21 protein-coding genes are annotated in these 21,795 nt (G+C 65.9%); 6 read left to right on the forward strand and 15 right to left on the reverse strand.

The window, feature by feature from the left end:
- The first annotated feature begins 25 nt into the window (after positions 1-25).
- Positions 26-955 carry a LysR substrate-binding domain-containing protein gene (locus tag AC1Z3W_RS29245; protein ID WP_057925376.1) on the forward strand — a complete coding sequence of 310 codons (930 nt, stop codon included), beginning with the start codon at positions 26-28 and terminating at the stop codon, positions 953-955.
- A gap of 126 nt (positions 956-1,081) precedes the next feature.
- Here AC1Z3W_RS29245 and AC1Z3W_RS29250 read toward each other — a convergent pair whose 3' ends face one another.
- A complete protein-coding gene (locus AC1Z3W_RS29250; protein ID WP_124833139.1) occupies positions 1,082-2,494 on the reverse strand; it encodes an 8-oxoguanine deaminase in 1,413 nt (470 codons plus the stop codon).
- Positions 2,495-2,620: 126 nt separating this feature from the next.
- On the opposite strand from AC1Z3W_RS29250, the gene AC1Z3W_RS29255 reads away from it, so the two are divergent.
- The 3 genes from AC1Z3W_RS29255 (at position 2,621) to AC1Z3W_RS29265 (ending at position 4,607) form a co-directional block, all read left to right on the forward strand.
- Complete coding sequence (locus AC1Z3W_RS29255) at positions 2,621-2,929, forward strand: hypothetical protein (RefSeq protein WP_160327440.1); 309 nt, start codon at positions 2,621-2,623, stop codon at positions 2,927-2,929.
- A gap of 77 nt (positions 2,930-3,006) precedes the next feature.
- On the forward strand, positions 3,007-3,360 hold the full coding sequence (gene uraH / locus AC1Z3W_RS29260) for a hydroxyisourate hydrolase (protein ID WP_057925378.1): 354 nt from the start codon (positions 3,007-3,009) through the stop codon (positions 3,358-3,360).
- Between the two features lie 53 nt (positions 3,361-3,413).
- Positions 3,414-4,607, forward strand: coding sequence for a urate hydroxylase PuuD (locus AC1Z3W_RS29265; RefSeq protein ID WP_057925379.1), 1,194 nt, complete (start codon positions 3,414-3,416; stop codon positions 4,605-4,607).
- A 97-nt stretch (positions 4,608-4,704) separates the two neighbouring features.
- Here the strand turns inward: AC1Z3W_RS29265 and AC1Z3W_RS29270 are convergent, their stop codons facing one another.
- From AC1Z3W_RS29270 to AC1Z3W_RS29335, 14 genes are all read right to left on the reverse strand, one after another.
- The gene (locus tag AC1Z3W_RS29270) at positions 4,705-5,115 is read right to left on the reverse strand and encodes an ACT domain-containing protein (protein ID WP_057925380.1); all 411 of its coding nucleotides are present in this window, start codon (positions 5,113-5,115) and stop codon (positions 4,705-4,707) included.
- A 588-nt stretch (positions 5,116-5,703) separates the two neighbouring features.
- The gene (locus AC1Z3W_RS29275) at positions 5,704-6,741 is read right to left on the reverse strand and encodes an IS110 family RNA-guided transposase (RefSeq protein ID WP_483509011.1); all 1,038 of its coding nucleotides are present in this window, start codon (positions 6,739-6,741) and stop codon (positions 5,704-5,706) included.
- A 129-nt stretch (positions 6,742-6,870) separates the two neighbouring features.
- Positions 6,871-8,262, reverse strand: a complete 1,392-nt coding sequence (ltrA, locus tag AC1Z3W_RS29280) for a group II intron reverse transcriptase/maturase (protein ID WP_483509012.1) — start codon at positions 8,260-8,262, stop codon at positions 6,871-6,873.
- Between the two features lie 465 nt (positions 8,263-8,727).
- The gene (locus AC1Z3W_RS29285) at positions 8,728-9,240 is read right to left on the reverse strand and encodes an ureidoglycolate lyase (RefSeq protein WP_057925381.1); all 513 of its coding nucleotides are present in this window, start codon (positions 9,238-9,240) and stop codon (positions 8,728-8,730) included.
- Positions 9,237-10,250: an allantoicase gene (alc, locus tag AC1Z3W_RS29290; protein WP_057925382.1), complete on the reverse strand. Its 1,014-nt coding sequence runs from the start codon at positions 10,248-10,250 to the stop codon at positions 9,237-9,239. Before alc ends, AC1Z3W_RS29285 begins: the two co-directional genes overlap by 4 nt.
- Before the next feature lie 62 nt (positions 10,251-10,312).
- Positions 10,313-10,834, reverse strand: a complete 522-nt coding sequence (gene uraD, locus AC1Z3W_RS29295) for a 2-oxo-4-hydroxy-4-carboxy-5-ureidoimidazoline decarboxylase (protein WP_483509036.1) — start codon at positions 10,832-10,834, stop codon at positions 10,313-10,315.
- Complete coding sequence (gene puuE, locus AC1Z3W_RS29300; RefSeq protein WP_057925384.1) at positions 10,831-11,784, reverse strand: allantoinase PuuE; 954 nt, start codon at positions 11,782-11,784, stop codon at positions 10,831-10,833. The genes uraD and puuE overlap by 4 nt, the downstream gene beginning before the upstream one ends.
- A gap of 150 nt (positions 11,785-11,934) precedes the next feature.
- Positions 11,935-12,771 carry an aspartate/glutamate racemase family protein gene (locus tag AC1Z3W_RS29305; protein ID WP_124833134.1) on the reverse strand — a complete coding sequence of 279 codons (837 nt, stop codon included), beginning with the start codon at positions 12,769-12,771 and terminating at the stop codon, positions 11,935-11,937.
- Between the two features lie 10 nt (positions 12,772-12,781).
- Entirely contained in the window at positions 12,782-14,266 is a 1,485-nt protein-coding gene (locus AC1Z3W_RS29310; RefSeq protein ID WP_057925386.1) for an NCS1 family nucleobase:cation symporter-1, read from the reverse strand.
- Positions 14,267-14,415: 149 nt separating this feature from the next.
- Positions 14,416-15,120 carry a GntR family transcriptional regulator gene (locus tag AC1Z3W_RS29315; RefSeq protein ID WP_057925387.1) on the reverse strand — a complete coding sequence of 235 codons (705 nt, stop codon included), beginning with the start codon at positions 15,118-15,120 and terminating at the stop codon, positions 14,416-14,418.
- Between the two features lie 307 nt (positions 15,121-15,427).
- Positions 15,428-16,366: a muramoyltetrapeptide carboxypeptidase gene (gene ldcA / locus AC1Z3W_RS29320; RefSeq protein WP_057925388.1), complete on the reverse strand. Its 939-nt coding sequence runs from the start codon at positions 16,364-16,366 to the stop codon at positions 15,428-15,430.
- A 108-nt stretch (positions 16,367-16,474) separates the two neighbouring features.
- The gene (gene tadA, locus AC1Z3W_RS29325) at positions 16,475-17,056 is read right to left on the reverse strand and encodes a tRNA adenosine(34) deaminase TadA (RefSeq protein ID WP_124833133.1); all 582 of its coding nucleotides are present in this window, start codon (positions 17,054-17,056) and stop codon (positions 16,475-16,477) included.
- On the reverse strand, positions 17,053-17,454 hold the full coding sequence (locus tag AC1Z3W_RS29330; protein WP_014896765.1) for a DnaJ family domain-containing protein: 402 nt from the start codon (positions 17,452-17,454) through the stop codon (positions 17,053-17,055). The genes tadA and AC1Z3W_RS29330 overlap by 4 nt, the downstream gene beginning before the upstream one ends.
- Before the next feature lie 272 nt (positions 17,455-17,726).
- Positions 17,727-18,938: an MFS transporter gene (locus AC1Z3W_RS29335; RefSeq protein ID WP_483509037.1), complete on the reverse strand. Its 1,212-nt coding sequence runs from the start codon at positions 18,936-18,938 to the stop codon at positions 17,727-17,729.
- Between the two features lie 345 nt (positions 18,939-19,283).
- On the opposite strand from AC1Z3W_RS29335, the gene AC1Z3W_RS29340 reads away from it, so the two are divergent.
- Positions 19,284-20,051 (forward strand): GntR family transcriptional regulator, encoded by a 768-nt coding sequence (locus tag AC1Z3W_RS29340; RefSeq protein WP_057925392.1) that lies wholly within the window; start codon positions 19,284-19,286, stop codon positions 20,049-20,051.
- On the forward strand, positions 20,051-21,790 hold the full coding sequence (locus tag AC1Z3W_RS29345) for a fumarate reductase/succinate dehydrogenase flavoprotein subunit (protein ID WP_057925439.1): 1,740 nt from the start codon (positions 20,051-20,053) through the stop codon (positions 21,788-21,790). Before AC1Z3W_RS29340 ends, AC1Z3W_RS29345 begins: the two co-directional genes overlap by 1 nt.
- The last annotated feature ends 5 nt before the right edge of the window (positions 21,791-21,795 follow it).

Genomic DNA, 21,795 nt, shown 5'->3' on the forward strand with positions numbered 1-21,795 from the left:
CCCGGACATATAAAACGGAGATATCATGAGTCAGCAACGCGAGGCGATCGACACGTACCTCTTGCGCGTCTTGCACACCTTGTTGATGGAGCGCAGCGTTACGCGCGCGGCCGTCAAACTGAACCAGTCGCAACCGGCGATCAGCGCCGCGCTGCGGCGCCTGCGCGACATCACCGGCGACCCGCTGCTCGTGCGCGGCAAGTCCGGCATGGTCCCGACCGAATACGGGCTGCGCCTGCTCGAGCCGGTGCAGAACGCACTGCGCGAAATCGAGCGCATCAAGTTCCAGCAGCACAACTTCGACCCGGCCACGTCGATCCGCTGCTACCGGATCGGCTGCCCCGACTACCTGAACGTGCTGTTCGTGCCGACCGTGGTCGAACGCTTCCGCCAGGCCGCGCCGAATGCGACGCTCGAGTTTCACTCGCTCGGCCCCGCGTTCGACTACGAGCTCGCGCTCGAAGACGGCAAGCTCGACATCGTCGTCGGCAACTGGCCCGAGCCGCCCGAACAACTGCACCTGTCGAACCTGTTCGTCGACCAGATCGTCTGCCTGATGAGCAACACGCACCCGTTCGCGAAGCGCGGCGGGCTCACGCTCGACCAGTACCTGAATGCGCCGCATCTCGCACCGACGCCGTACTCGGTCGGCCAGCGCGGCGCGATCGACGTGCACCTCGCGCGCGAGCGGCTCAAGCGCCACGTGGTCGTCACGCTGCCGTACTTCAACCTCGCACCGTACGTGCTGGTGAAGTCCGACCTGATCTTCACGACGACGCGCCTGTTCGCCGATCATTACGCGAAGTTCCTGCCGCTGTCGGTCGTGCCGGCGCCGCTCGACTTCCCGCCGATGCAGTACTACCAGCTGTGGCACGAACGCTGCCACTACTCCGACGAAGTGCGCTGGCTGCGCGGCCTCGTCGCCGAAGCGACCCGCACGCTGATCGAGCCGTAATCGCGCACGATGCGCGCGTCGGTCATGCCGTGACGGCGTGACCCGGTGTGATGTGCCGCGTGCGGCGGCGGCTACAACCGCCGCGCGCCGATCCGCAACGCGCGGCGCGACCACCACGCCCGCGCGTCAGCGCGACGCCTCCACGAGTGCCTGCGCCAGCGCGTTGTGGCGCTCGATGACCGGCGGCAGGTCGAGCGTCGCGAGCCGCCCTTCCCGCACCACCACCTTCCCGTTCACCACCGTGTATGCCGTCTGCGACGGCGCACAGAACACGAGCGCCGCGACCGGATCGTGCAGCGCGCCCGCGAACAGCGGCTGGCGCAGGTCGAACGCGGCGAAGTCGGCGGCCATGCCGGGCTTCAGCGCACCGATGTCGTCGCGGTTCAGCACCTTCGCGCCGCCGAGCGTCGCGATCTCGAGCGCCTCGCGCGCGGTCATTGCATCGGGCCCGAATCCGACCCGCTGCAGCAGCAACGCCTGCCGCACTTCCGCGACCATCTGCGCGCCGTCGTTCGACGCGGAGCCGTCGACGCCGAGGCCGACCGGCACGCCGGCGAGACGCATCTTCTTCACCGGCGCGATGCCCGACGCGAGCCGCATGTTCGAGCACGGACAGTGCGCGACGCCGGTGCCGGTGCGTGCGAACAGGCCGATGCCTGCATCGTCGAGCTGCACGCAGTGCGCATGCCACACGTCGTGGCCGACCCAGCCGAGATCTTCCGCGTATTCGGCGGGCGTCATCCCGAACTTCTCGCGGCTGTATGCGATATCGTTGACGTTCTCGGCCAGGTGCGTGTGCAGCGACACGCCGTAGTCGCGCGCCAGCACGGCTGCGTCACGCATCAGGCCGCGGCTCACCGAGAACGGCGAACACGGTGCGACGACCACGCGCAGCATCGCGTAGCGGCCTTCGTCGTGATAGGTCTCGATCAAGCGCTGCGCGTCGCGCAGGATGTCGGGCTCGCGCTCGACGACCGAATCGGGCGGCAGCCCGCCGTCGCGCTGGCCGACGCTCATCGCGCCACGGCTCGCGTGAAAGCGCATGCCGATGCGCTGCGCGGCGCCGATGCTGTCGTCGAGCCGGCTGCCGTTCGGGTAGATGTACAGGTGGTCGCTCGACGTCGTGCAACCCGACTGCAGCAGCTCGGCCATCGCGGTGAGCGTCGACACCTCGATCATCTCGGGCGTCAGATGCGCCCAGATCCGGTACAGGTTCGTGAGCCAGCCGAACAGCTCGGCGTTCTGCGCGGCCGGCACCGCGCGCGTGAGGCTCTGGTACATGTGATGGTGCGTGTTCACGAGCCCCGGGATCACCAGGTGGCCGCGCAGGTCGAGCACTTCGTCGGCGGTGTCGGGCAGCTCGGCGCTCGGGCCGACCGCGACGATCCGGTTGTCTTCGATATAAAGCCCCGCGTCGCGCAGTTCGCGGCGCGTGTCGTCCATGGTCACGAGCACGTCGGCGTGCTTGACCAGCAGGGTTTTCGGGCGGGATGAGGAAAGGTGCGGCGCGCGTGCGCCGGCGTGCTGCTCGAGGTTCATGCGTTCTCCGCGTCGTTCTGCCCCCGGGAGCCGCTCCCGGAGACGCTCACAAAGCCGTTCGAACGCTGATTCGCGGCACGCCCCGGTGCCTGCGTCCGTTCGAACGCGCTGGCCCGGTTACCCGGCGTGAATGCCGTCTTCGGGGTACGCGCGGGCTGGAAGCCCGACGCGCACGGCGGCAGCATCGCCCAAGCGCGCGCGGCGCACAATGCGCGATCTGCAATACCGCGCTTCACGGTTTCGATATGGTACGCCGCACGGGAGGCCGCCGGGCGCCGGAATCCCGGGCTGCGCGCCGGTGCCGGCGTGCCGTCGACAGCTGTTCATGCGCGGCGCATTATCTTTGATATCGCGCCCGTATTTGCGCGGGGAACCTTTTTACAATGCCTGCACGGCGCTCGCTTCAATCTCGCCGACGGGTATGTAGCCACGTGACGTGGAGCCTCGATCCGCCGCACAGTCAATGGATCGAGTCGCCGCCGAACCTCGCATTCACACAAGGACAATTGCGAATGGGAAAGCTCACTACCCACGTACTCGATACGGCGCACGGTCGTCCCGGCGCTTCCATCAAGGTGGACCTCTACGCGCTGGACGGCGAATCGCGCCGCGCGATCAAGACCGTGCTGACCAATAGCGACGGCCGCTGCGACGAACCGCTGCTCGAAGGCGCGGCGCTCGCCGCCGGCGAATACGAACTCGTATTCCATGCCGGCGACTACTTCGCGTCGCTCGGCGTGAAGGTGCCCGAACCCCGCTTCGTCGACCGCGTCGTACTGCGCTTCGGCATCGCCGACACCGCATCGCACTACCACGTGCCGCTGCTCGTGTCGCCGTGGTCGTACAGCACCTATCGCGGCAGCTGACACACGTATCGGCGCCCGCATCAAAGACAACGATCTGAGTCTGGAGGAGTTTCATGGAAGGCTTCATCACCGACTGGCTGAACCTCGCGCTGCGATGGCTGCACGTCATCGTCGCCATTGCGTGGATCGGCGAGTCCTTCTATTTCGTCGCACTCGACAACAGCCTGAAACCGCCTACCGACGCGAACCAGCGCAAGCGCGGCGTGTTCGGCGAACTGTGGCACGTCCACGGCGGCGGTTTCTACAACATGCAGAAGTACACGGTCGCCCCGCCGGAAATGCCGGATGACCTGCACTGGTCGAAATGGCCGTCGTACACGACCTGGCTGTCGGGCTTCTCGCTGTTCTTCGTGCTGTACCTGCTCGCACCGAACACGTACCTGATCGACAAGAGCGTGCTCGACATGGGCCCGGTGGTCGCCGTCGCATCCGCGCTCGGCTTCCTCGCGGCCGGCTGGATCGTCTACGACTCGCTGTGCCGCATCCTCGGCACCAACGATCGCGTGCTCGGCATCTGCGTCGGCATCTATGTCGTCGTCGCCGCGTACCTCGCATGCCACATCTTCTCGGGCCGTGCGGCATACCTGATCGTCGGCGCGATGCTCGCGACGATCATGTCGGCGAACGTGTTCTTCGTGATCATCCCCGGCCAGCGCAAGATGGTCGACAAGATGCTCAAGGGCGAAGAGCCGAACCCGATCTACGGCAAGCGCGGCAAGCAGCGCTCGGTGCACAACACGTATTTCACGCTGCCGGTCGTGTTCGCGATGCTGTCGAACCACTATGCGATGACGTACACGAACAAGTTCAACTGGGTCGTGCTCGTGCTGATCATGCTGGCCGGCGCGCTGATCCGTCAGTTCTTCGTGATGCGCCACCGCGGCAAGCAGCTGTGGTACCTGCCGATCGGCGGCGTCGCACTGCTGTCGGGCGCACTGGTGTGGACGATGCCCAAGCCGGTCGCACCGGAAGCACAGGCTGCCAACGCACCGAAGGTCGTGATCAACGACATCATGCCGATCCTGCAGCAGCGCTGCATCGAGTGCCACTCGGCCAAGCCGACGCTGATGGGCAGCGCGCCGGCCGGCGTGATGTTCGACACGCCGGACGAAGTGTCGAAGAATGCGCAGCGTATCTACGAACAGGCCGTGCGCCTGAAGGCGATGCCGATCGGCAACGTCACGCACATGACCGACGACGAGCGCGTGAAGCTCGCCGCCTGGTTCGAGGGTGGCGCGGCCAAGTAAGCCGCCCTGCGCCGACTCTCGATCGCCGGCGCAATCCTCTCCGTTCGCGGGCCCGGAAACGGGCCCGTTTTTTTGCGCGTATGGAACGCGTTGCCCGCTAGCCGCGCATGGCGTCGCGCTGCAGCGCGACGAGCGCATCGAGCGCGCGCGGGCCGTCGTCGAACGGCACGAAGATGTGATCGTGATATGCGGCGGCCATCACGTTGCAGCTGATGCCGGCTGCGCCCAACGCCCGCGCGAACGCGGCCGTCAGGCCGACCGCCGCGAGATCCGAATGCACGGTCAGCGTGATCCACGCGGCGCGGAACAGCACGGGCCAGCCGCGGCGTGCGACCGTTTCCTCGCTGGCTACGACCGTCAGTCCTTCCGCTTCGCGGAACGTCGCAATCACTTCGGACAACGACACGTCTGCATCGGCCGGCAAAGACACGAAGGCGAACGCACCCGGATGCAGTTCGGGCTGCATCGTGCGCAGCAGGACCGCGAGGTCGTTTTCAGGTTGGCTCATCTGAGGAACACGTCCGGAACCGGACGTCAGGCGGTTGAGTTGCGGCCACGATAGCATGCGGCCGCACCTGGTGTGCCTCGGCGCGCCTCAACGCAATCTCAGCCTGCTGCCGGCCGACCTGCCTTCGCCGACAGGCGCCGTCGTGATGAGCATCATGGATGCCCGACATCGCCATGCCCCGGTTCGTTGCGGCGACGCTGCCCGATGCGTCGTCGTTCGTCGCGCTGCTGCAGCGTGCGCATGAACAGCAACCGCCGGCCGCGCCGTGATGCGCGCGCGGCGAGATCGGGTAGGGAGAGGGGTTACCCCCTCAGCCCTCCCACATACATGGACGCCCCCGTTTTGCAAGGCCTTCGTGAACGATCGACAGATGGGATTGAGATTGCGGCCATACATCCGGACTGTTGAGGAGGCGACAGCAATGCCTCTGTCCCTGATGGAATCTGCTGATCGGGCTCTAATCACCACCTCGCGCTCGAAGCGCCTGTGGGAGGGCAGAGTATTCCGATCCCGGTCCAACCTATCTTGCCATCACGTCACGATTGCCCAAGCAACCTCCTGGGGGGAGCCTTAACTAAACTGATCGGATTACTCGGTGCCTGCGGACAGCGCGTAATCCGACCGGAACGCAGTGCCTTGTGTGAGCAGAGCCCATGCAATGCGCGCGTTCCTGTTGGCGACTGCCACTACGGCGACATTCTTGTGACGGCGCGTCAGCAGGCGTTGAAGCCAGCCCGAGAACGCATCTTCCTTGTTGGCGCAATATCGGACGACAGCCCGCGCGCCGTGCACCATCAACGTACGCAAGTAGGTATCGCCGCGCTTCGTGATGCCCAGCAGCGTTGGCTTGCCTCCACTCGAATGCTGTCGTGGTACGAGGCCTAGCCAGGCCGCCAGTTGCCGGGCGTTGCTGAAGGATCTGGCGTCGCCGATTGACGCAACAAGGGCACTGGCTGTGATCGGACCGATGCCTGGAATCGCCGCCAGCCTGCGGCTGGCATCATTCGCGTGATGCCAGGCTTTGATCTGCGTCTCGAGCTCTTCGACCTGTCGGTCAAGTTCCTTCAGGTGATCCGTCAGGCGCTGTATCAGCAGGCGGAATGACCCCGGCAATTCGCGCTCAGCGTCTTCGATGAGTTCGGGCACCCTTTGCGCAATGCTGCTGATCCCCGGAGGGATCACGAGACCAAATTCCCCTAGCAGTCCACGGATCTGGTTGGCCTGCGCCGTGCGAGCGCGGACGAATCCCTGGCGGGCGCGGTGCAATGCAAGAACCGCCTGTTGGTCGACGTTCTTGATGGGCACAAACCGCATGTTTGGTCGTGCCACGGCTTCACATATGGCTTCCGCATCGGCAACGTCGTTCTTGTTCGTCTTCACGTAGGGCTTGACGAACTGGGGAGCCATGAGCCGCACCGTGTGGCCGAGCGCCTGCAGCTTACGTGCCCAGAAGTGGGCACTGGCGCAGGCTTCCATGCCGATCATGCAGGGAGGAAGGTTCGCGAAGAACTCCACCATCTGGTGCCGCTTGAGCTGCTTCTTCAACACGGCCTTGCCGTGCTCATTCACGCCGTGGACCTGGAAGATGTTCTTGGCGAGGTCAATGCCGATCGTAGTAACGTTCATGGTGACGCCCTCCTCCTCCGATGAAGGTGGTGTTTCGACAGCCTCACCACTTTGACACGGCGATGCCGTTTCGGACGGGGGCGTCCATTCCATTACCACCGTACGTGCGGTTCCGCATACGGCGGTTCATCAAGAACGCTGGAGGCGCTGCTGAGTGTCCAGCAGCGAGACCAGCCCCAAGGCGTCGAAGTAGCGTTTCGGGAAGGCCGCGTTCATGTGGCTCGCTCCCGCGTTCCACCATGGCCCTCGCCCATTGCGGGACGATTGCCATGCGCGTGCCTCCGTGAGGCCCCTTCGATGCAACATGATCGCGCGGGCTCCCCGGCGTTTCGCCTGCCTCCATAGAAGACTGCGCATTCGCCGTCTGACCCACCCGTCCAGTTCCTCCAACGCGCCTTTGACCTCCGTGTGCCGAAAGTAGCTTATCCAGCCGCGAAGCACCGGGTTCAGCGACTCGATCGTCTGCGATACGCTACGCCCTCGACCCGGACGCATCAGCTCCTTGACCCGCGCCGTCAGCCTCTTCAGGCTCTCCGGCGCGATTCGCAGCCTCGCCTGACGATGCATCGTCACGCTGTAGCCCAGGAACTTGCGCGCCCACGGTCGTGCACACGTGCTCTTCGCCTCGTTGATTCGCAGCCTCAGGCGCTTCTCGAGAAACGCCTTCATCTGTATCAACAGCCGCTCGCCCGCCACCTTGCTTCGAACATAGATGTTGCAGTCGTCTGCATAGCGGCAGAACGCGTGGCCGCGTCGCTCAAGCTCGCGGTCCCAATCCGTCAGCAGGATGTTCGACAGCAGCGGCGAGAGCGGCCCGCCTTGCGGCGTCCCCTCCCGTCGCACCGTCACCATCCCGCCTCGCATCAGGCCCGCCTCCAGATACCGCCGGATCAGCTTGAGCACCCGATCATCCTTCACCTGCCGGGCCACCCGCGACATCAGGATGTCGTGGTTCACACGGTCGAAGAACTTCTCCAGATCGATGTCCACCACCCAGCGAAGGCCTTCCTGCACGTACTGTCGTGCCTTCAGCACCGCCTGCTGCGCGCTGCGTCGCGGCCTGAAGCCGTAGCTCGACTCGGAGAACCCCGGCTCGAAGATCGGTTGGAGTACTTGGTGCAGCGCTTGCTGGATCAGCCGGTCCAGCACCGTCGGGATGCCCAGTGTCCTTACCCCGCCCGCAGGCTTCGGTATATCCACCGCGCGCACCGCCGCCGGTACGTATCGCCCTTCCAGCAGCGCCGCCTTCACGCTCGGCCAATGTACCTTCAGCCAGCCTTTGAACTGCTCCACCGGCAAGTCATCGACTCCCGGTGCGCCACGGTTCTCGACCACCCGTCGATACGCCAGCCACAGGTTGCTGCGTTCAACCACCGCCTCCATCAGCGATGGCCCCTCCGCTTTCGCTTGCCCGGTAGACGCCGCGCCAACCTCCGCACCACGCGCGCCATCCCCAGGGTTCCGCCCCGGCTCCTGCGTCATGGCCCCGTTCTCACGGGCTTGTGCTTCATCGGCTCGCATCGAGTCTCCACCGTCCTAATCGCGGTCCTTCATGTTCGGGCCTTCAGCCTCGCGGCCTACTATGCCCTCTGCTGACTTCTGCATGGCCATCCCGACGCCTCTCGACGCCAGTAGCACTTCGGCAGCCGTGCAGATCTCCCCGGGTATTGCGCACCCACCTTCACGCTTATGCCTGTCGGATATACGCCGCATCGTCCCGTGCAAGTTTCGGGCTTCGGCCTTTATGGCTGCCTTACCCCGATGCGTCGCCTCTTATCCGCTTCCTGTTCGTCAGGCCAGCGCTTTGCCTCGGGCTTCCTTCAGACTCGCAGTCACCCGCGACGCCCTTGCCTCTAGCTAACACTTCCCCTTGCCGGGCGTGTAGAGGACTTTCACCTCCTAGTGAGTGCGCCCTGCCGGGCGCACCATAAAAAAACCCGCGCAAACTGCACGGGTTTCTTCGAACGGCAACGGCTGCGATCCGGCTCAGGCCGTCACTGCATCCAGCGCGTCCTCGGTAAGCCACAGCGATTCCTGCAAGTCCTGCTCGTTCAGGTTCAGCCCGTCACCGCCGCGATCGACGACGATGAAGTCGCTGACGCCGCCCAGCGCGATCAGCGGGTGATGCCACACGCCCTTCGCATAGTTGACGCCCTGCCACCCGCTCGTCACGAACGCGCGGATCTTCGCCGGATCGAGATCGCCCGCGGGCGCCACGACGACGAGATACGGCTGGTCGTTCAGCGGCACAAATGCCTGGCTGCCGAGCGGATGACGCTCGAGCATCTTCACCTCGAACGGCAGCGTACGCGGCTGGCCGCGGAACAAATTGACGAGCGTACGGCCGTCTTCGTCGGTCACGTCGACTTTCGCGAGATCGTGAAAGCGGATCGTCGTGCCGAGGTTGATCGGAATCTGCTTCGCGCCTTCCGTCTCGATCACGTCGCCGAACGGCGCGAACGCTTCCTTGGTCAGCGGTTCGATTGCAAGCGTCTTCATTTGTCGAGCGTCCCCCACAGACGCAGGCGCGATACGCCGCCGTCCGGAATGATGTTCAGGCGCACGTGGGTCACCGGGCCCAGCGAGGCGATTTCGTGTTCGAAGTAATGCTGCTTGTCCATCTGCAGCTTCTGTTCGCCGAGCAGCACCGGCCAGAACATCGACTGCGTGATCAGCGAACTGTCGGTGCCGCCCGACACGTACGCGGCCTGGATCGAGCAGCGGTCCGGGTAGTTGCCCTTGAAGAACGCGGTGTCGACTTCGATCTTGCGGATCACGCCCGGCTGCGCGAGCGCGATGATCGCCCAGTCGTTGCCTGGCTCGCGGCGGCGACGGGTTTCCCAGCCGTCGCCCATGTTCACGCCGCGGCCCGGCAGCAGCAGGTTCGACGCGACGCCGAAGTGCTGGTTGTTCGCGGCCACCACGTAGCCGCCGTTTTCCATCGCCGCGAGATCGAACTGCTCGGTCGCGCTCGCGCCGGCCCAGTCGAGCTGCGGCTGACCGTACACGCGCAGGCGCGCGATGCCGCCGTCCGGATAGATGTTCACGCGCAGATGCGTGAACGCACGGGCGTCGCTCGCTTCGACGTAGTGATGGCTGTTGCCCTGCAGCGTCGTCGACGGCACGATCTCGACCCACTCGGTCGCCTGCGTCGGCGCGCCGTCGGCCACGAACGCGGCCTCGATCGACGCGGCCGGCGGGAAGTTGCCGGTGAAGTGGCTCGTGTCGATGTCGAACCCCTTGATCACGCCCGGGCGCGCCAGCTTGACGATGCACCAGTCATAGCCCGTCGTGCGCTTGCGGCGCGTCTCCCAGCCGTCCATCCACTTGCCGTGGTCGTCGTACTTGCCGGGGATGAATACCGCCGGCTCGGGGTTCAGCATCCGGTCCTTCGGCGCGAAGAAGTCGTCGCTGGCCTCGAGCGCCTGCGCACCGAGACGCGGGTCGGCGAGATTCACGTAGCGCCGCGTGAAATCGGGTGCGTTCGGATCGAGAAGCGGAACAGCCATGATGTTTCCTTGTTTCAGTGAGACGATCAGGCCGCTGCGACGCAGCAGGCCGTGTTGCGGTGTCAGGCGTCGATCAGGTCGTCGAGGCGGAAGCGCGCGATCCGGTAGATCTGGTCGAGGCTCGTGCGCAGTTCCTCGGTGCGCGAATGATTCACGCGCGACTCGAAGTTCGCGATGATGCCGTGCCGGTCATAGCCGCGCACCGCGAGGATGAACGGGAAGCCGAACTTCTCGCGATACGTGCGGTTCAGCGTCAGCAGCTTGTCGAACTCTTCCTGCGTGCACTGGTCGAGACCCGCGCCGCTCTGCTCGCGCGTCGACTCGGCCGTCAGCTCGCCGCGCACGGCGGCCTTGCCGGCCAGCTCCGGGTGAGCGTTGATCAATGCGAACTGGCGCGCTTCGCCGCCCGTCTCCACCGCATTCGACATCGTCTCGTGCAGCGCGTCGATGCTCGCGAACGGCCGCTCGCCCGCGGCAACCTCGGCCACCCACGGCGAATGTTCGAAGATCCCCGACAGCGCCGCGACGAATGCGCTCGGCGCCATCGTGTTCAGTTGATTCAACGTGTAACGCATCGCCTTCATGCTTTCCCTTCGTTTCGATGATTGGGCTGATACGGATGATGTTCACGCCAATGACGCGCGATATCGACACGGCGCGTCACCCATACGCGATCGTGCTTCTCGATGTGATCGAGAAAACGCTGCAGCCCGCGGAAACGTCCCGGACGGCCGAGCAGGCGGCAGTGCATGCCGATCGACAGCATCTTCGGCGCCTCGTCGCCCTCTGCGTACAGCACGTCGAACGCGTCGCGCAGGTAGTCGAAGAAGTGATCGCCGGTGTTGAAGCCCTGCGGCGTCGCGAAGCGCATGTCGTTCGTATCGAGCGTATACGGAACGATCAGTTGCGGCGACGTGCTGCCGCCCGACACCTCGACGTCCATCCAGAACGGCAGGTCGTCGCCATAGTTGTCCGAGTCGTACAGGAAACCGCCGTATTCCGCGACGAGACGGTGCGTGTTCGGGCTGTCGCGGCCGGTGTACCAGCCGAGCGGACGCTCGCCCGTCACGCGCTCGATCGCTTCCATCCCGAGGCGCATGTGCTCGGCCTCGAGCTCGGGCGTCATGCTCTGGTAGTGGATCCAGCGCCAGCCATGGCATGCGATCTCATGGCCGAGCTCGACGAAGGCGCGCGCGAGTTCCGGATGGCGCTCGACCGCCATGCCGACGCCGAAGACGGTCAACGGCAGCCCGCGCTTCTCGAATTCGCGCAGGATGCGCCACACGCCGGCACGCGAACCGTATTCGTAGATCGACTCCATGCTCATGTGGCGGTCCGGATACGCGGCCGCGCCGACGATTTCGGACAGGAACTGCTCGGAGCCCGGATCGCCGTGCAGCACACAGTTCTCGCCGCCCTCCTCGTAGTTCAGGACGAATTGCACGGCGACGCGGGCGCGCCCGGGCCAGTTCGCCTGCACGGGATGGCGGCCGTAGCCGATCAGGTCGCGAGGATAGTTGGGATCGAGTGACATGGGTTCGAAGTGCGGCGAAAGTTCGCTGAAATAATGGGTTCGCATCGACTCGCGCGGGTGCCGGAGGCCGGCCGCACGAGCCGACGCGATGACGGCCCAGTGTAGCGAAAAGGTTCATACGCGCCCATACAGCCGCGCAGATAGTGCATGTCAGACGGAGTGTATGTGCGGTTGCGGCAAATTCGGGACCGGTTCCGATGCGGCGACCCCGCTGCGCGCGGTGGCGGCGGACAACACGGCCGCCGACGCATCCTCCGACGGGCTGAAACGCGCGAATTCGCCGTCGTAGCGCTTCGGCAGCGGCCGCGCATAGTCGCCGCGCTTCGCGGTCGCGAGACGCAGCGCGACGAGCGCCTCGGCCCACTTGACGGCCGCCGTCACGCCCTCGACCACCGGCGCGCCGATCTGCTGCTCGATCTCGTGCGCGAATTCGGCCATCCCCGCGCAGCCGAGCACGATCGCGTCGGCCCCGTCCTCGTCGAGTGCGCGCCGGCATTCGTCGACGATGATCCGCCGCGCGGCCGAGCCGGGCCGGTCGAGCTCGAGCACCGCGACGTCGGTTGCGCGCACGTTGCGGCAGAACCGCTTCATCCCGTAGCGCTCGGCGAGATGCCACGCCATCCCGCAGGTGCGCGCGAGCGTCGTGACGACCGAAAAGCCCGGCGCGAGCACGCTCGCCGCGTGCATCGCCGCCTCGGCGATCCCGATTACCGGCCCGCTCGCGATCTCGCGCGCCGCATACAGGCCCGGGTCGCCGAAACACGCGATCACGTACGCATCGCAGCCGTCGCGCTCGCCCTGCGCGATCTCGGCCAGTAAACCGGGCGTCGCGAGTGCCTCGTCGTAATAGCCTTCGATCGACGGCGGCCCCATCGGCGGGCTCACCGCGATGACCTCGGTGCCCGCTACCGCGACTTCGCGCGCGCAGCGCCCCATCGCATCGGTCATCCGCTGCGTCGTATTCGGATTGATCAGCTTGATCTTCATCGCGCGCTCCTCAGGTCTTCGTGCTCACGAGCAGCCGGTAGAACACGAAGCCGAGCCCCGCGCCGATGAACCACGAGAAGTTCGCGGCGGCCTGCCAGCCCGGCACCATCACGCAGATGACGGCGATCACCGCGGCCGGCAGCAGCGCGGCGAGCGCGCGGCGGTTCACGCCGCCCGTGTACCAGTAGGTGCCGCTCTCCGACATCGTGTACAGGTCGTCGCGTACGAGCCGGCCGCGCTTGACGAGATAGAAGTCGGCGATCAGCACGCCGTACAGCGGGCCGATGAACGCGCCGAGCACGTCGAGCGTGTAGTGGATCACGGCCGGGTTGTTGAACAGGTTCCACGGCGTGATGAAGATCGACGCGACGGCCGCGAGCATCCCGCCCGCGCGCCAGCTGATCAGCCGCGGCGCGACGTTCGAGAAGTCGAACGCGGGCGACACGAAGTTCGCGACGATGTTGATGCCGATCGTCGCGATCGTGAACGTCAGCGCGCCGAGGATCACGGCGGTCGGATGGTCGATGCGGCCGACCGTCTCGACGGGGTCGGTGATGAGTTCGCCGAACACCGGCAGCGTCGCGGCCGTGGTGATCACCGTGACGAGCGAGAACGCGAGGAAGTTGACCGGCAGCCCCCAGAAGTTGCCGCGCTTCACTTCGCCGAACGAGCGGCAATAGCGCGAGAAGTCGCCGAAATTCAGCATCGGCCCGGAGAAGTACGACACGACGAGCGACACCGCCGTGATCATCACCGGAATCACTTCCGCGCCGTGATACTTGACGCCGCCGAGGTTGAGGCCGATGTTGCGCCAGCCCGCGCGCCACACCATGTAGCCGGCCAGGATGAACATCACGACGTAGACGGCCGGGCCCGCGAAGTCGATGAACTTCTTGATCGTCTCCATCCCGTTCCAGAATACGAACGCCTGCAGCACCCACAGGAGCATGAAGCCGGCCCAGCCGATCGCCGACAGCCCGAGGAAGCCGTAGCGATGGACGTCCGCGTACGGCATCCATTGCGGGAAAAACTTCAGCACGACGATCACGAGCGCGCTGGACGCGAGATAGGTCTGGATGCCGTACCACGCGATCGCGATCAACCCGCGGATCACGGCCGGCACGTTCGCACCCAGCACGCCGAATGTCGCGCGGCACGCGACCGGATACGGCACGCCGACCTGCTGGCTCGGCCGCGCGATCAGGTTGCACAACCGGTTCACGAGCGTGATGCCGACGATCAGCGCGATCAGCACCTGCCAGCTCGTCAGCCCGAGCGCGAACAGGCTGCCCGCGAACACGTAGCCGCCGACGCTGTGCACGTCCGACATCCAGAACGCGAAGATGTTGTACGACCCCCATGTCTGATTCTTAAGGGGTGCCAAATCTTCGTTGTACAAACGTGGACTGTAGCCATCCGGCAATGCGGAACCGCCGCCCGCGCCGCCTTCTTCCGCCGGATAGGCGCTGTCGTGCGCCACACTGAACTGAGCCATGACTTCTCCTTGACGCGGCCGAACGGCCGCTCCACCGCCATCGATATCGCTCCGGATCGTTGCCCGGAGTCGGACTGGCGGCCGGCGGCGTGAACCGCCGGCCTGCATTGCTCTCGTCGTGTGGCGCGCGGGCCGGTTCGCGTCGCCGCTCAGGCGCCGCCGAACACTTCGCGCAAATCGACCTGCCCTTGCGCGGGCCGGTCCAGCATCTTCAGTTCAACATGCTGCAGGTGGTGCGCCATCAGCGCCGCCGCCCGCTTCGGATCCCCCGCCTCCAGCGCGGCCAGGATCTCGTCGTGGTCGTCGAACGAGCACGGGCTGCGCCCGTGCGATTCGTACAGTGCCGACATCAGCGTCGAGCGTGCGACGAGCCCGTCGAGGCATTCGCAGAGCGTCGCATTGCCCATCAGCGCGGCAAGCGCCGTATGGAATTCTCCCGACAGGCGGATCCACGCTGCGAAGTCGTGCCGCTCGAACGCCTTGCGCTCCTTGTCGATCAGCGCGGCGACGCCTTTCAGCCGCTTCGCGCCCGGCCCCGTCGCGAGCCGCTCGACGACGGCCAGCTCGATGATCCGGCGCATCTCGAACACCTCGTGCACGTCCTGCAGCGTCGGACTCGCGACGAACGCGCCGCGGTTCGGCTCGAGATCGACCAGCTTGTCGGCCGCGAGCTGCGCGAGCGCCTGCCGGATCGTCCCGCGCTTCACGCCGAACACGTCGCAGAGCTGCGCCTCCGTCAGCTTCGCGCCGGGCGCGAGCCGATGCTCGAGGATCGCGGTGCGAATCCGCTCGGCGATCGCTTCAGGACCGGCGGTGCCGGACGGATGGGAATCAGGCTCGTTCATGATCTGCATCGTGTGATGGTCCTTATCCTAGAACGGACATAAAGATTGTCAACAATTCTTTTCCTTAAATGCGCACAATCCGTGTGCATTTCATCGTGCCAGATTCGTGCGTGGCGCACAGAATCCAGGCACATCAAGGCTCTCTGGCTTATCCAAGGCGGCTCACGGTGTATACCCTCTCGGTCATTTTGTTGACAAAAATGGTGCATGCCACAACTTCATCCCAATTGATGTCGACGAAAATTTTCGACCGTTAGTTGCACACTTACTTAAAGAAAAAGGCGGGAACCCCGCCTTTCGAAGGTACCTGCCCGGCTCAGCCGAGATGCGGGTAGTCCGACAGCGTAAGCCGGAAGCCGTGCGCATTCGCGACGAGCTGCGCCTGCGCGCCGAACGGCAGCGTCAGCAGATCCGGCACGTGACCGAACTGCAGCCCCGTGACGACCGGGATGCCGACCACCGAGCGCACCTGGTCGATCATCGCCTGCATGTCGTAGCCGTTGTCGTACTCGAACGGCCGCGCACCGGTGAACTGTCCGAGCACGAGCGCCTGCTGGCGCGCGAGCAGCCCCGACAGATGCAGCTGGTAGATCATCCGCTCGATCCGGAACGGCTGCTCGTTGACGTCCTCGATGAACAGGATGCCGCCTTCGATATCGGGCATGTACGGCGTGCCGACGAGCGATGTGAGGATTGCGAGGTTGCCGCCCCACAGCGTGCCCGTCACGTTCACGGCCTGCACCTGCGGCGCTTCGGCGATGATCGTCGTGGTCGGCTGCGACAGCGTCTGCCAGAAGTGCCGCATCGTGAAGTCGCTCGGCGTTTCCGCGCCGAAGTCGGCCGACAGCATCGGGCCACCGAAGGTCTTGATGCGCGCCTTCGCGTACAGCGCGAGCTGGACCGCGGTGAAGTCGCTGTGACCGACCAGCGCGATCGGCTGGTCGCGCAGGCGGCGCTCGAGCCCGCGATAGTCGAGCCCGTGCAGGATGCGCGCGGCGCCATAGCCGCCGCGCACCGCGAGCGCGATGTCCGGCAGCGCGCGCTCCGGATCCGCGAGGCGATTCAGGTCGCCGGCCCGCTCGCCGTCGGTGCCGCCGAAACGCTGAAAGCGGCGCTGCGTCGCCTCGATGTTCTCGATGCGATGCTGCGCGCCGCTCAGGCGTTCGAGCGCACGATTGATCGCATCGGGATCATGCGGATAACCGGACGGCGCCAGCAGGCGGATGGTGTAGGACGCGGCGGGCTGGAAGGACATGGCGAAGGGTGTCGAGGTCGTCAAACCTGCTTAGAGGGTCCGAACCGTCTCCGGTTCACGAGGCGTGCACCCGCCCCGCTCCGGGCGATGGGCGCGCGGCGGAGGGGGTCACGACGCGTCGGATTCGGCGTCGCGGGCAAACCGTGCCTCGCGCAGCGCGCGGCGGCGCTCCGCGAAGAACGACTTCAGCGCGGCGCCGCACTCGTCGGCAAGCACGCCGCCGGTCACTTCGGTATGGTGGTTGAGCTGCGGATTCGCGAACGCGTCGATCACGCTGCCGCATGCGCCCGTCTTCGGATCGGCGGCGCCGTAGACGACCCGTGCGATGCGTGCGTGCATGATCGCGCCCGCGCACATCAGGCACGGCTCGAGCGTCACGTACAGCTCACAGCCCGGCATCCGGTAATTCTGCAGATGCTGCGCGGCCATGCGCAGCGCGGCCATTTCCGCATGGGCCGACGGGTCGTGCCCGCCGATCGGATGATTGAAGCCGCGTGCGATCACTTCGTCGCCGCGTACGAGCACGGCACCCACCGGCACTTCACCGGCCGCACGCGCCTCTTCGGCGGCGGCTTGCGCGAGACGCATGAAATGCAGGTCGCGCGCCGATACCGGCGTGGTTTCGGGAACGGGAGAATCGGAAGCGGCAGCGGATCCGGCTGCCGCGTCGTGCAGTGCGTCGGCGCTCACATCGGCCCCGCTTCGGCGGACACGTCGTCGAGCCCACGCTCGCACAGACGCTCCGCGATGCGCCGGCAATAGTCGCGCGGCATCACCATCGGGCCGCCGCGCAGTGATTCGAGCGCCATGTCGAGGGCGAGGATCTTCGCCTGCAGCCGGCAGCGCGCGGCACGGTCGCTGACTGCCTGCAGTTCGTCCTGCAGGTTGCGCAGCGCGCGCAGTTGCTCGACGGCCGGCGGCACGAAGCCCGCATTCTTCAGGATACGGTTGGCCACCCGCACCTCCTCGGGTACGAGCAGGTCGTCATCCAGCGCCTGCGGCGCGCCGGTACCCGGCAAATCGTCGAACTCACCCCGCGCGGCGGCGGCGGCAATTCGTTGTTCGACCAGTGCGTCAAGCAATCTCATCAGTCAATCGGAACAATGCGGCAGCCGAATTCTAGCAGGGTGACGCCCGTATGACAGGCTCTTCGAAGGGTTGCTCGATATTGTGTTTTTAGGGGCCGAATCGACGCGCATGCGCGCCGATCGCCACGATTTACCGCTCTGCTGCGCCGCAGCAGGCTCCGCGCGGGTTTGGCACGGTTTGTACCGGCGATGTCCGGCCCCGTTTTTTGTTTTCGCCCGGGCAGCCCGGCATTCCTCGTCCCGCCGAAAATCGCCGCTTCGTGGCCGCCGGGTCATGCGGCGAGCGTCTGCGACCGCGCCTTGGGAAACGGCCGGAACATCATCGCGACGAGGAACGCGCCGATGCCGATCGCGAACGATCCGAGGTACAGCCAGCCGTAGCTGCCCAGCGCATCGACGATCAGGCCGCCTGCAACCGGCCCCGCCGCCATCCCGAGGCTGCCGGCCATCGCGCAGCCGCCGATCACGGTGCCCATCATCCGCAGCGGGAAGTTCTCGCGCGCGAGCACCGCATAGAGCGGCATCACGCCCGCATAGATGAAGCCGAACAGCATCGCGACCGCGTAGAACCCGTCCAGCGTGCGCACGAAGTAGTAGCCGAGCGCGCCCAGCGCCTGCGCGAGCAACCCCGCCGCCAGCATGCGTTTCGCACCGAGGCGGTCGCCCAGCAGCCCGAACGCGATGCGCCCGCCCATACCGGCGAGCCCCTCGACGCTGTAGATCGATACCGCGGCGATCAGCGGGACCCCGCAGGTCACCGCGTAGCTGACCGTATGGAAGATCGGGCCGGAGTGCGTCGCGCAGCAGAAGAAATTGGTCAGCAGCAGCACGATGAACTGCGGCGAGCGCAGCGCGTCGCCGACCGACAGCGGCGCAGGCGCGCCGGCCGCCGCCGGTTCGGCCGGCGGGTGGTCGAGTGCCGGCGGACGCCGGACGAGCAGCGACGCCGGGATCATCACGGCGCCCGCCAGCGCGGCGATCGTCAGCATCGACGCGCGCCAGTCGTGGCGGGACACGAGCCACGCGGCGAGCGGCGACATCGTCATCGGCGCCATCCCCATCCCGGCCGATACGAGCGACACCGCGAGGCTGCGATGCGTGTCGAACCAGCCCGTCACGCATGCCATCATCGGCGCGAACACCGCGGCGGCGGCGCTGCCGACACCCAGCCCGAAAATCAGCTGGAACGCGAGCAGCGACGGCGCGCGGCTCGCGAGCGCGAGACTGGCCGCCAGCAGCACCGCGCCCGTCGCGACCACCGCGCGCGCGCCGATCCGGTCCGACAGGCTGCCCCACGCGATGCTCGCGAACGCCATCGCGATGAAGCCGAGCGTCATCGCGGCGGAAATGCCGGTCATTGACCACCCCGTGTCGCGCGCGACGGCCCGCAGGAACACCGGCAGCGAAAACATCGCGCCGATCGCGATGCAGCTCAGCAGGCCGCCCGCGGCAACGATCGTCCAGCGGTATCGGGAATCCGGCATCTGGCAGCTCCTTTCTCTGTCTTGCAGGCATCGACGGGAATCGGGCAGCGCTCGCGCATGGGCGCAGTGACACAACCCGGTCGACATCGATACGACGAACGGCACATCGGGAAATCGACAAGCGCGGCACGCCAGGTGCAAATTTCCGATTGTCGGCCGATTTGCGCGGATGACAAGGAGCCAGGGGGACCGATCGAAGTGCCGCCGGGGCGCCGGCTCCCTCATTCGGTCCACGGAGCCCCACCCCGCTTTTCCGGAATCGGAAAGTCGAAATCAGAAATAGTTGGTTTGGACGCGCGGGCCCGCTCACTACACTCGAGCCTTCTTGTCATAACAAGTTGACCGATGACCTCACCCAACGTCGTGCCGCTGTCGATGGCCCCGCTCTACGTGCAGATCAAGGACACGCTGCGCGCGCGCATCCTCGATGGCACCTATGCCCCGCACAGCCGGATGCCGTCCGAGCACGAACTCTGCGCGATGTTTGACGTGAGCCGTATCACGGTGCGCCAGGCGCTCGGCGACCTGCAGAAGGAAGGCCTGCTGTTCAAGCTGCACGGCAAGGGCACGTTCGTGTCGAAGCCGAAGGCTTTCCAGAACGTGACGTCGCTGCAGGGCTTTGCCGAAGCGATGTCGTCGATGGGCTACGAGATCGTCAACCAGCTGCGCAGCTTTCGCACCGTCAAGGCCGATCGCCATCTCGCGACGAAACTGAACGTGCCGGAAGGTGCGCCGCTCGTCGAGATCCGCCGCGTGCGGCTCTTGAACCGCGAGCCCGTGTCGCTCGAACAGACGTGGGTGCCCGAAGCGCTCGGCAAGCGGCTCGCCGGCGCCGATCTCGCGACCCGCGACATCTTCCTGATCCTCGAGAACGACTGCGGCGTGCCGCTCGGTCACGCCGACGTGTCGATCGACGCGATCCTCGCCGACGACGAAATCGTCGATGCGCTGCGCGTCGAGGAAAGCAGCCCGGTGCTGCGCATCGAGCGGCTCACGCACGACGCGTCGGGTACGCCGATCGACTACGAATACCTCTACTTCCGCGGCGACGCCTTTCAGTACCGGTTGCGCATCGACCGGCAGAAGACTCGCCAACCTGCAAGGAACCCGTGATGAATACCCATGTACTCGAATACGACATCGTCGTGGTCGGCGGCGGCACGGCCGGCCCGATGGCGGCGATCAAGGCGAAGGAGCGCGACCCGTCGCTGCGCGTGCTGTTGCTGGAGAAGGCGAACGTGAAGCGCAGCGGCGCGATCTCGATGGGGATGGACGGCCTGAACAACGCGGTGATCCCCGGCCATGCGACGCCCGAACAGTACACACGCGAGATCACGATCGCCAACGACGGGATCGTCGACCAAGAGGCCGTGCATGCATACGCGACGCACAGCTTCGCGACGATCGAACAGCTCGACCGCTGGGGCGTGAAGTTCGAGAAGGACGGCACCGGCGACTACGCGGTGAAAAAGGTCCATCACATGGGCTCGTACGTGCTGCCGATGCCGGAAGGACACGATATCAAGAAGGTGCTGTACCGGCAGTTGAAGCGCGCACGTATCGCGATCACGAACCGGATCGTCGCGACGCGCGTGCTGACCGACGTGCAAGGCCGCGCGAGCGGCGTGCTCGGCTTCGACTGCCGCACGGCGGATTTTCACGTGATCCGCGCGAAGGCCGTGATTCTGTGCTGCGGCGCGGCCGGCCGCCTCGGGCTGCCGGCGTCCGGCTACCTGATGGGCACGTACGAGAACCCGACCAATGCGGGCGACGGCTACGCGATGGCCTACCACGCGGGCGCCGCACTCGCGAACCTCGAGTGCTTCCAGATCAATCCGCTGATCAAGGACTACAACGGCCCCGCCTGCGCTTACGTGACGGGTCCGCTCGGCGGCTTCACCGCGAACGGCAAGGGCGAACGCTTCATCGAGTGCGATTACTGGAGCGGTCAGATGATGTGGGAGTTCTACCAGGAACTGCAAAGCGGCAACGGCCCGGTGTTCCTGAAGCTCGACCACCTCGCGGAAGAAACGATTCAGACCATCGAGCAGATCCTGCACACGAACGAGCGGCCGAGCCGCGGCCGCTTCCATGCGGGGCGCGGCACCGACTACCGGCAGCAGATGGTCGAGATGCACATCTCCGAGATCGGCTTCTGCAGCGGGCACAGCGCGTCCGGCGTGTACGTGAACGCCCGCGCGGAAACGACCGTGCCGGGGCTCTACGCAGCCGGCGACATGGCGGCCGTGCCGCACAACTACATGCTCGGCGCGTTCACGTACGGCTGGTTCGCCGGGCAGAACGCGGCCGACTACGTGGCCGGCCGCGATCACGCGCCGGTGGACGACGCGCAGGTCGCGGCCGAGCGCACCCGCGTGCTCGCGCCGCTTGCGCGCGCACGCGGCCTCGCGCCCGCGCAGGTCGAATACAAGCTGCGGCGCATGGTGAACGATTACCTGCAACCGCCGAAGGTGACCCGCAAGATGGAAATCGGCCTGCAACGTTTTGACGGAATTATTGAGGATATCGAAGAAATAAAGGCGAACCATCCGCACGAACTGATGCGTGCTGCCGAAGTGCGGGCGATCCGAGACTGCGCCGAAATGGCTGCGCGTGCGTCGCTGTTCCGTACCGAGAGCCGCTGGGGACTGTACCACCATCGCGTCGATTTCCCGCATCGCAACGACGCGGAATGGTTCTGCCATACGTGGCTACGCAAAGACGCCGACGGCGCGATGCGCAGCGAAAAGCGTCCGGTCGAACCATACATCGTACCGCTCGCCGACGACGAACGCAGCGCCTACGCGCACCTGCGCATCCGCGAACCGGCCGCACTCGCGGCCGCCCTGTGACTCCG

The organism is Burkholderia sp. 10_S31 (assembly GCF_056930375.1).

Coding starts and splice junctions, on each gene's coding strand:
- AC1Z3W_RS29245 (WP_057925376.1), top strand. CDS start 26: ATGAGTCAGCAACGCGAGGCGATCGACACGTACCTCTTGCGCGTCTTG.
- AC1Z3W_RS29250 (WP_124833139.1), bottom strand. CDS start 2,494: ATGAACCTCGAGCAGCACGCCGGCGCACGCGCGCCGCACCTTTCCTCA.
- uraH (WP_057925378.1), top strand. CDS start 3,007: ATGGGAAAGCTCACTACCCACGTACTCGATACGGCGCACGGTCGTCCC.
- AC1Z3W_RS29265 (WP_057925379.1), top strand. CDS start 3,414: ATGGAAGGCTTCATCACCGACTGGCTGAACCTCGCGCTGCGATGGCTG.
- AC1Z3W_RS29270 (WP_057925380.1), bottom strand. CDS start 5,115: ATGAGCCAACCTGAAAACGACCTCGCGGTCCTGCTGCGCACGATGCAG.
- AC1Z3W_RS29275 (WP_483509011.1), bottom strand. CDS start 6,741: ATGAACGTTACTACGATCGGCATTGACCTCGCCAAGAACATCTTCCAG.
- ltrA (WP_483509012.1), bottom strand. CDS start 8,262: ATGCGAGCCGATGAAGCACAAGCCCGTGAGAACGGGGCCATGACGCAG.
- AC1Z3W_RS29285 (WP_057925381.1), bottom strand. CDS start 9,240: ATGAAGACGCTTGCAATCGAACCGCTGACCAAGGAAGCGTTCGCGCCG.
- alc (WP_057925382.1), bottom strand. CDS start 10,250: ATGGCTGTTCCGCTTCTCGATCCGAACGCACCCGATTTCACGCGGCGC.
- uraD (WP_483509036.1), bottom strand. CDS start 10,834: ATGAAGGCGATGCGTTACACGTTGAATCAACTGAACACGATGGCGCCG.
- puuE (WP_057925384.1), bottom strand. CDS start 11,784: ATGTCACTCGATCCCAACTATCCTCGCGACCTGATCGGCTACGGCCGC.
- AC1Z3W_RS29305 (WP_124833134.1), bottom strand. CDS start 12,771: ATGAAGATCAAGCTGATCAATCCGAATACGACGCAGCGGATGACCGAT.
- AC1Z3W_RS29310 (WP_057925386.1), bottom strand. CDS start 14,266: ATGGCTCAGTTCAGTGTGGCGCACGACAGCGCCTATCCGGCGGAAGAA.
- AC1Z3W_RS29315 (WP_057925387.1), bottom strand. CDS start 15,120: ATGCAGATCATGAACGAGCCTGATTCCCATCCGTCCGGCACCGCCGGT.
- ldcA (WP_057925388.1), bottom strand. CDS start 16,366: ATGTCCTTCCAGCCCGCCGCGTCCTACACCATCCGCCTGCTGGCGCCG.
- AC1Z3W_RS29330 (WP_014896765.1), bottom strand. CDS start 17,454: ATGAGATTGCTTGACGCACTGGTCGAACAACGAATTGCCGCCGCCGCC.
- AC1Z3W_RS29335 (WP_483509037.1), bottom strand. CDS start 18,938: ATGCCGGATTCCCGATACCGCTGGACGATCGTTGCCGCGGGCGGCCTG.
- AC1Z3W_RS29340 (WP_057925392.1), top strand. CDS start 19,284: ATGACCTCACCCAACGTCGTGCCGCTGTCGATGGCCCCGCTCTACGTG.
- AC1Z3W_RS29345 (WP_057925439.1), top strand. CDS start 20,051: ATGAATACCCATGTACTCGAATACGACATCGTCGTGGTCGGCGGCGGC.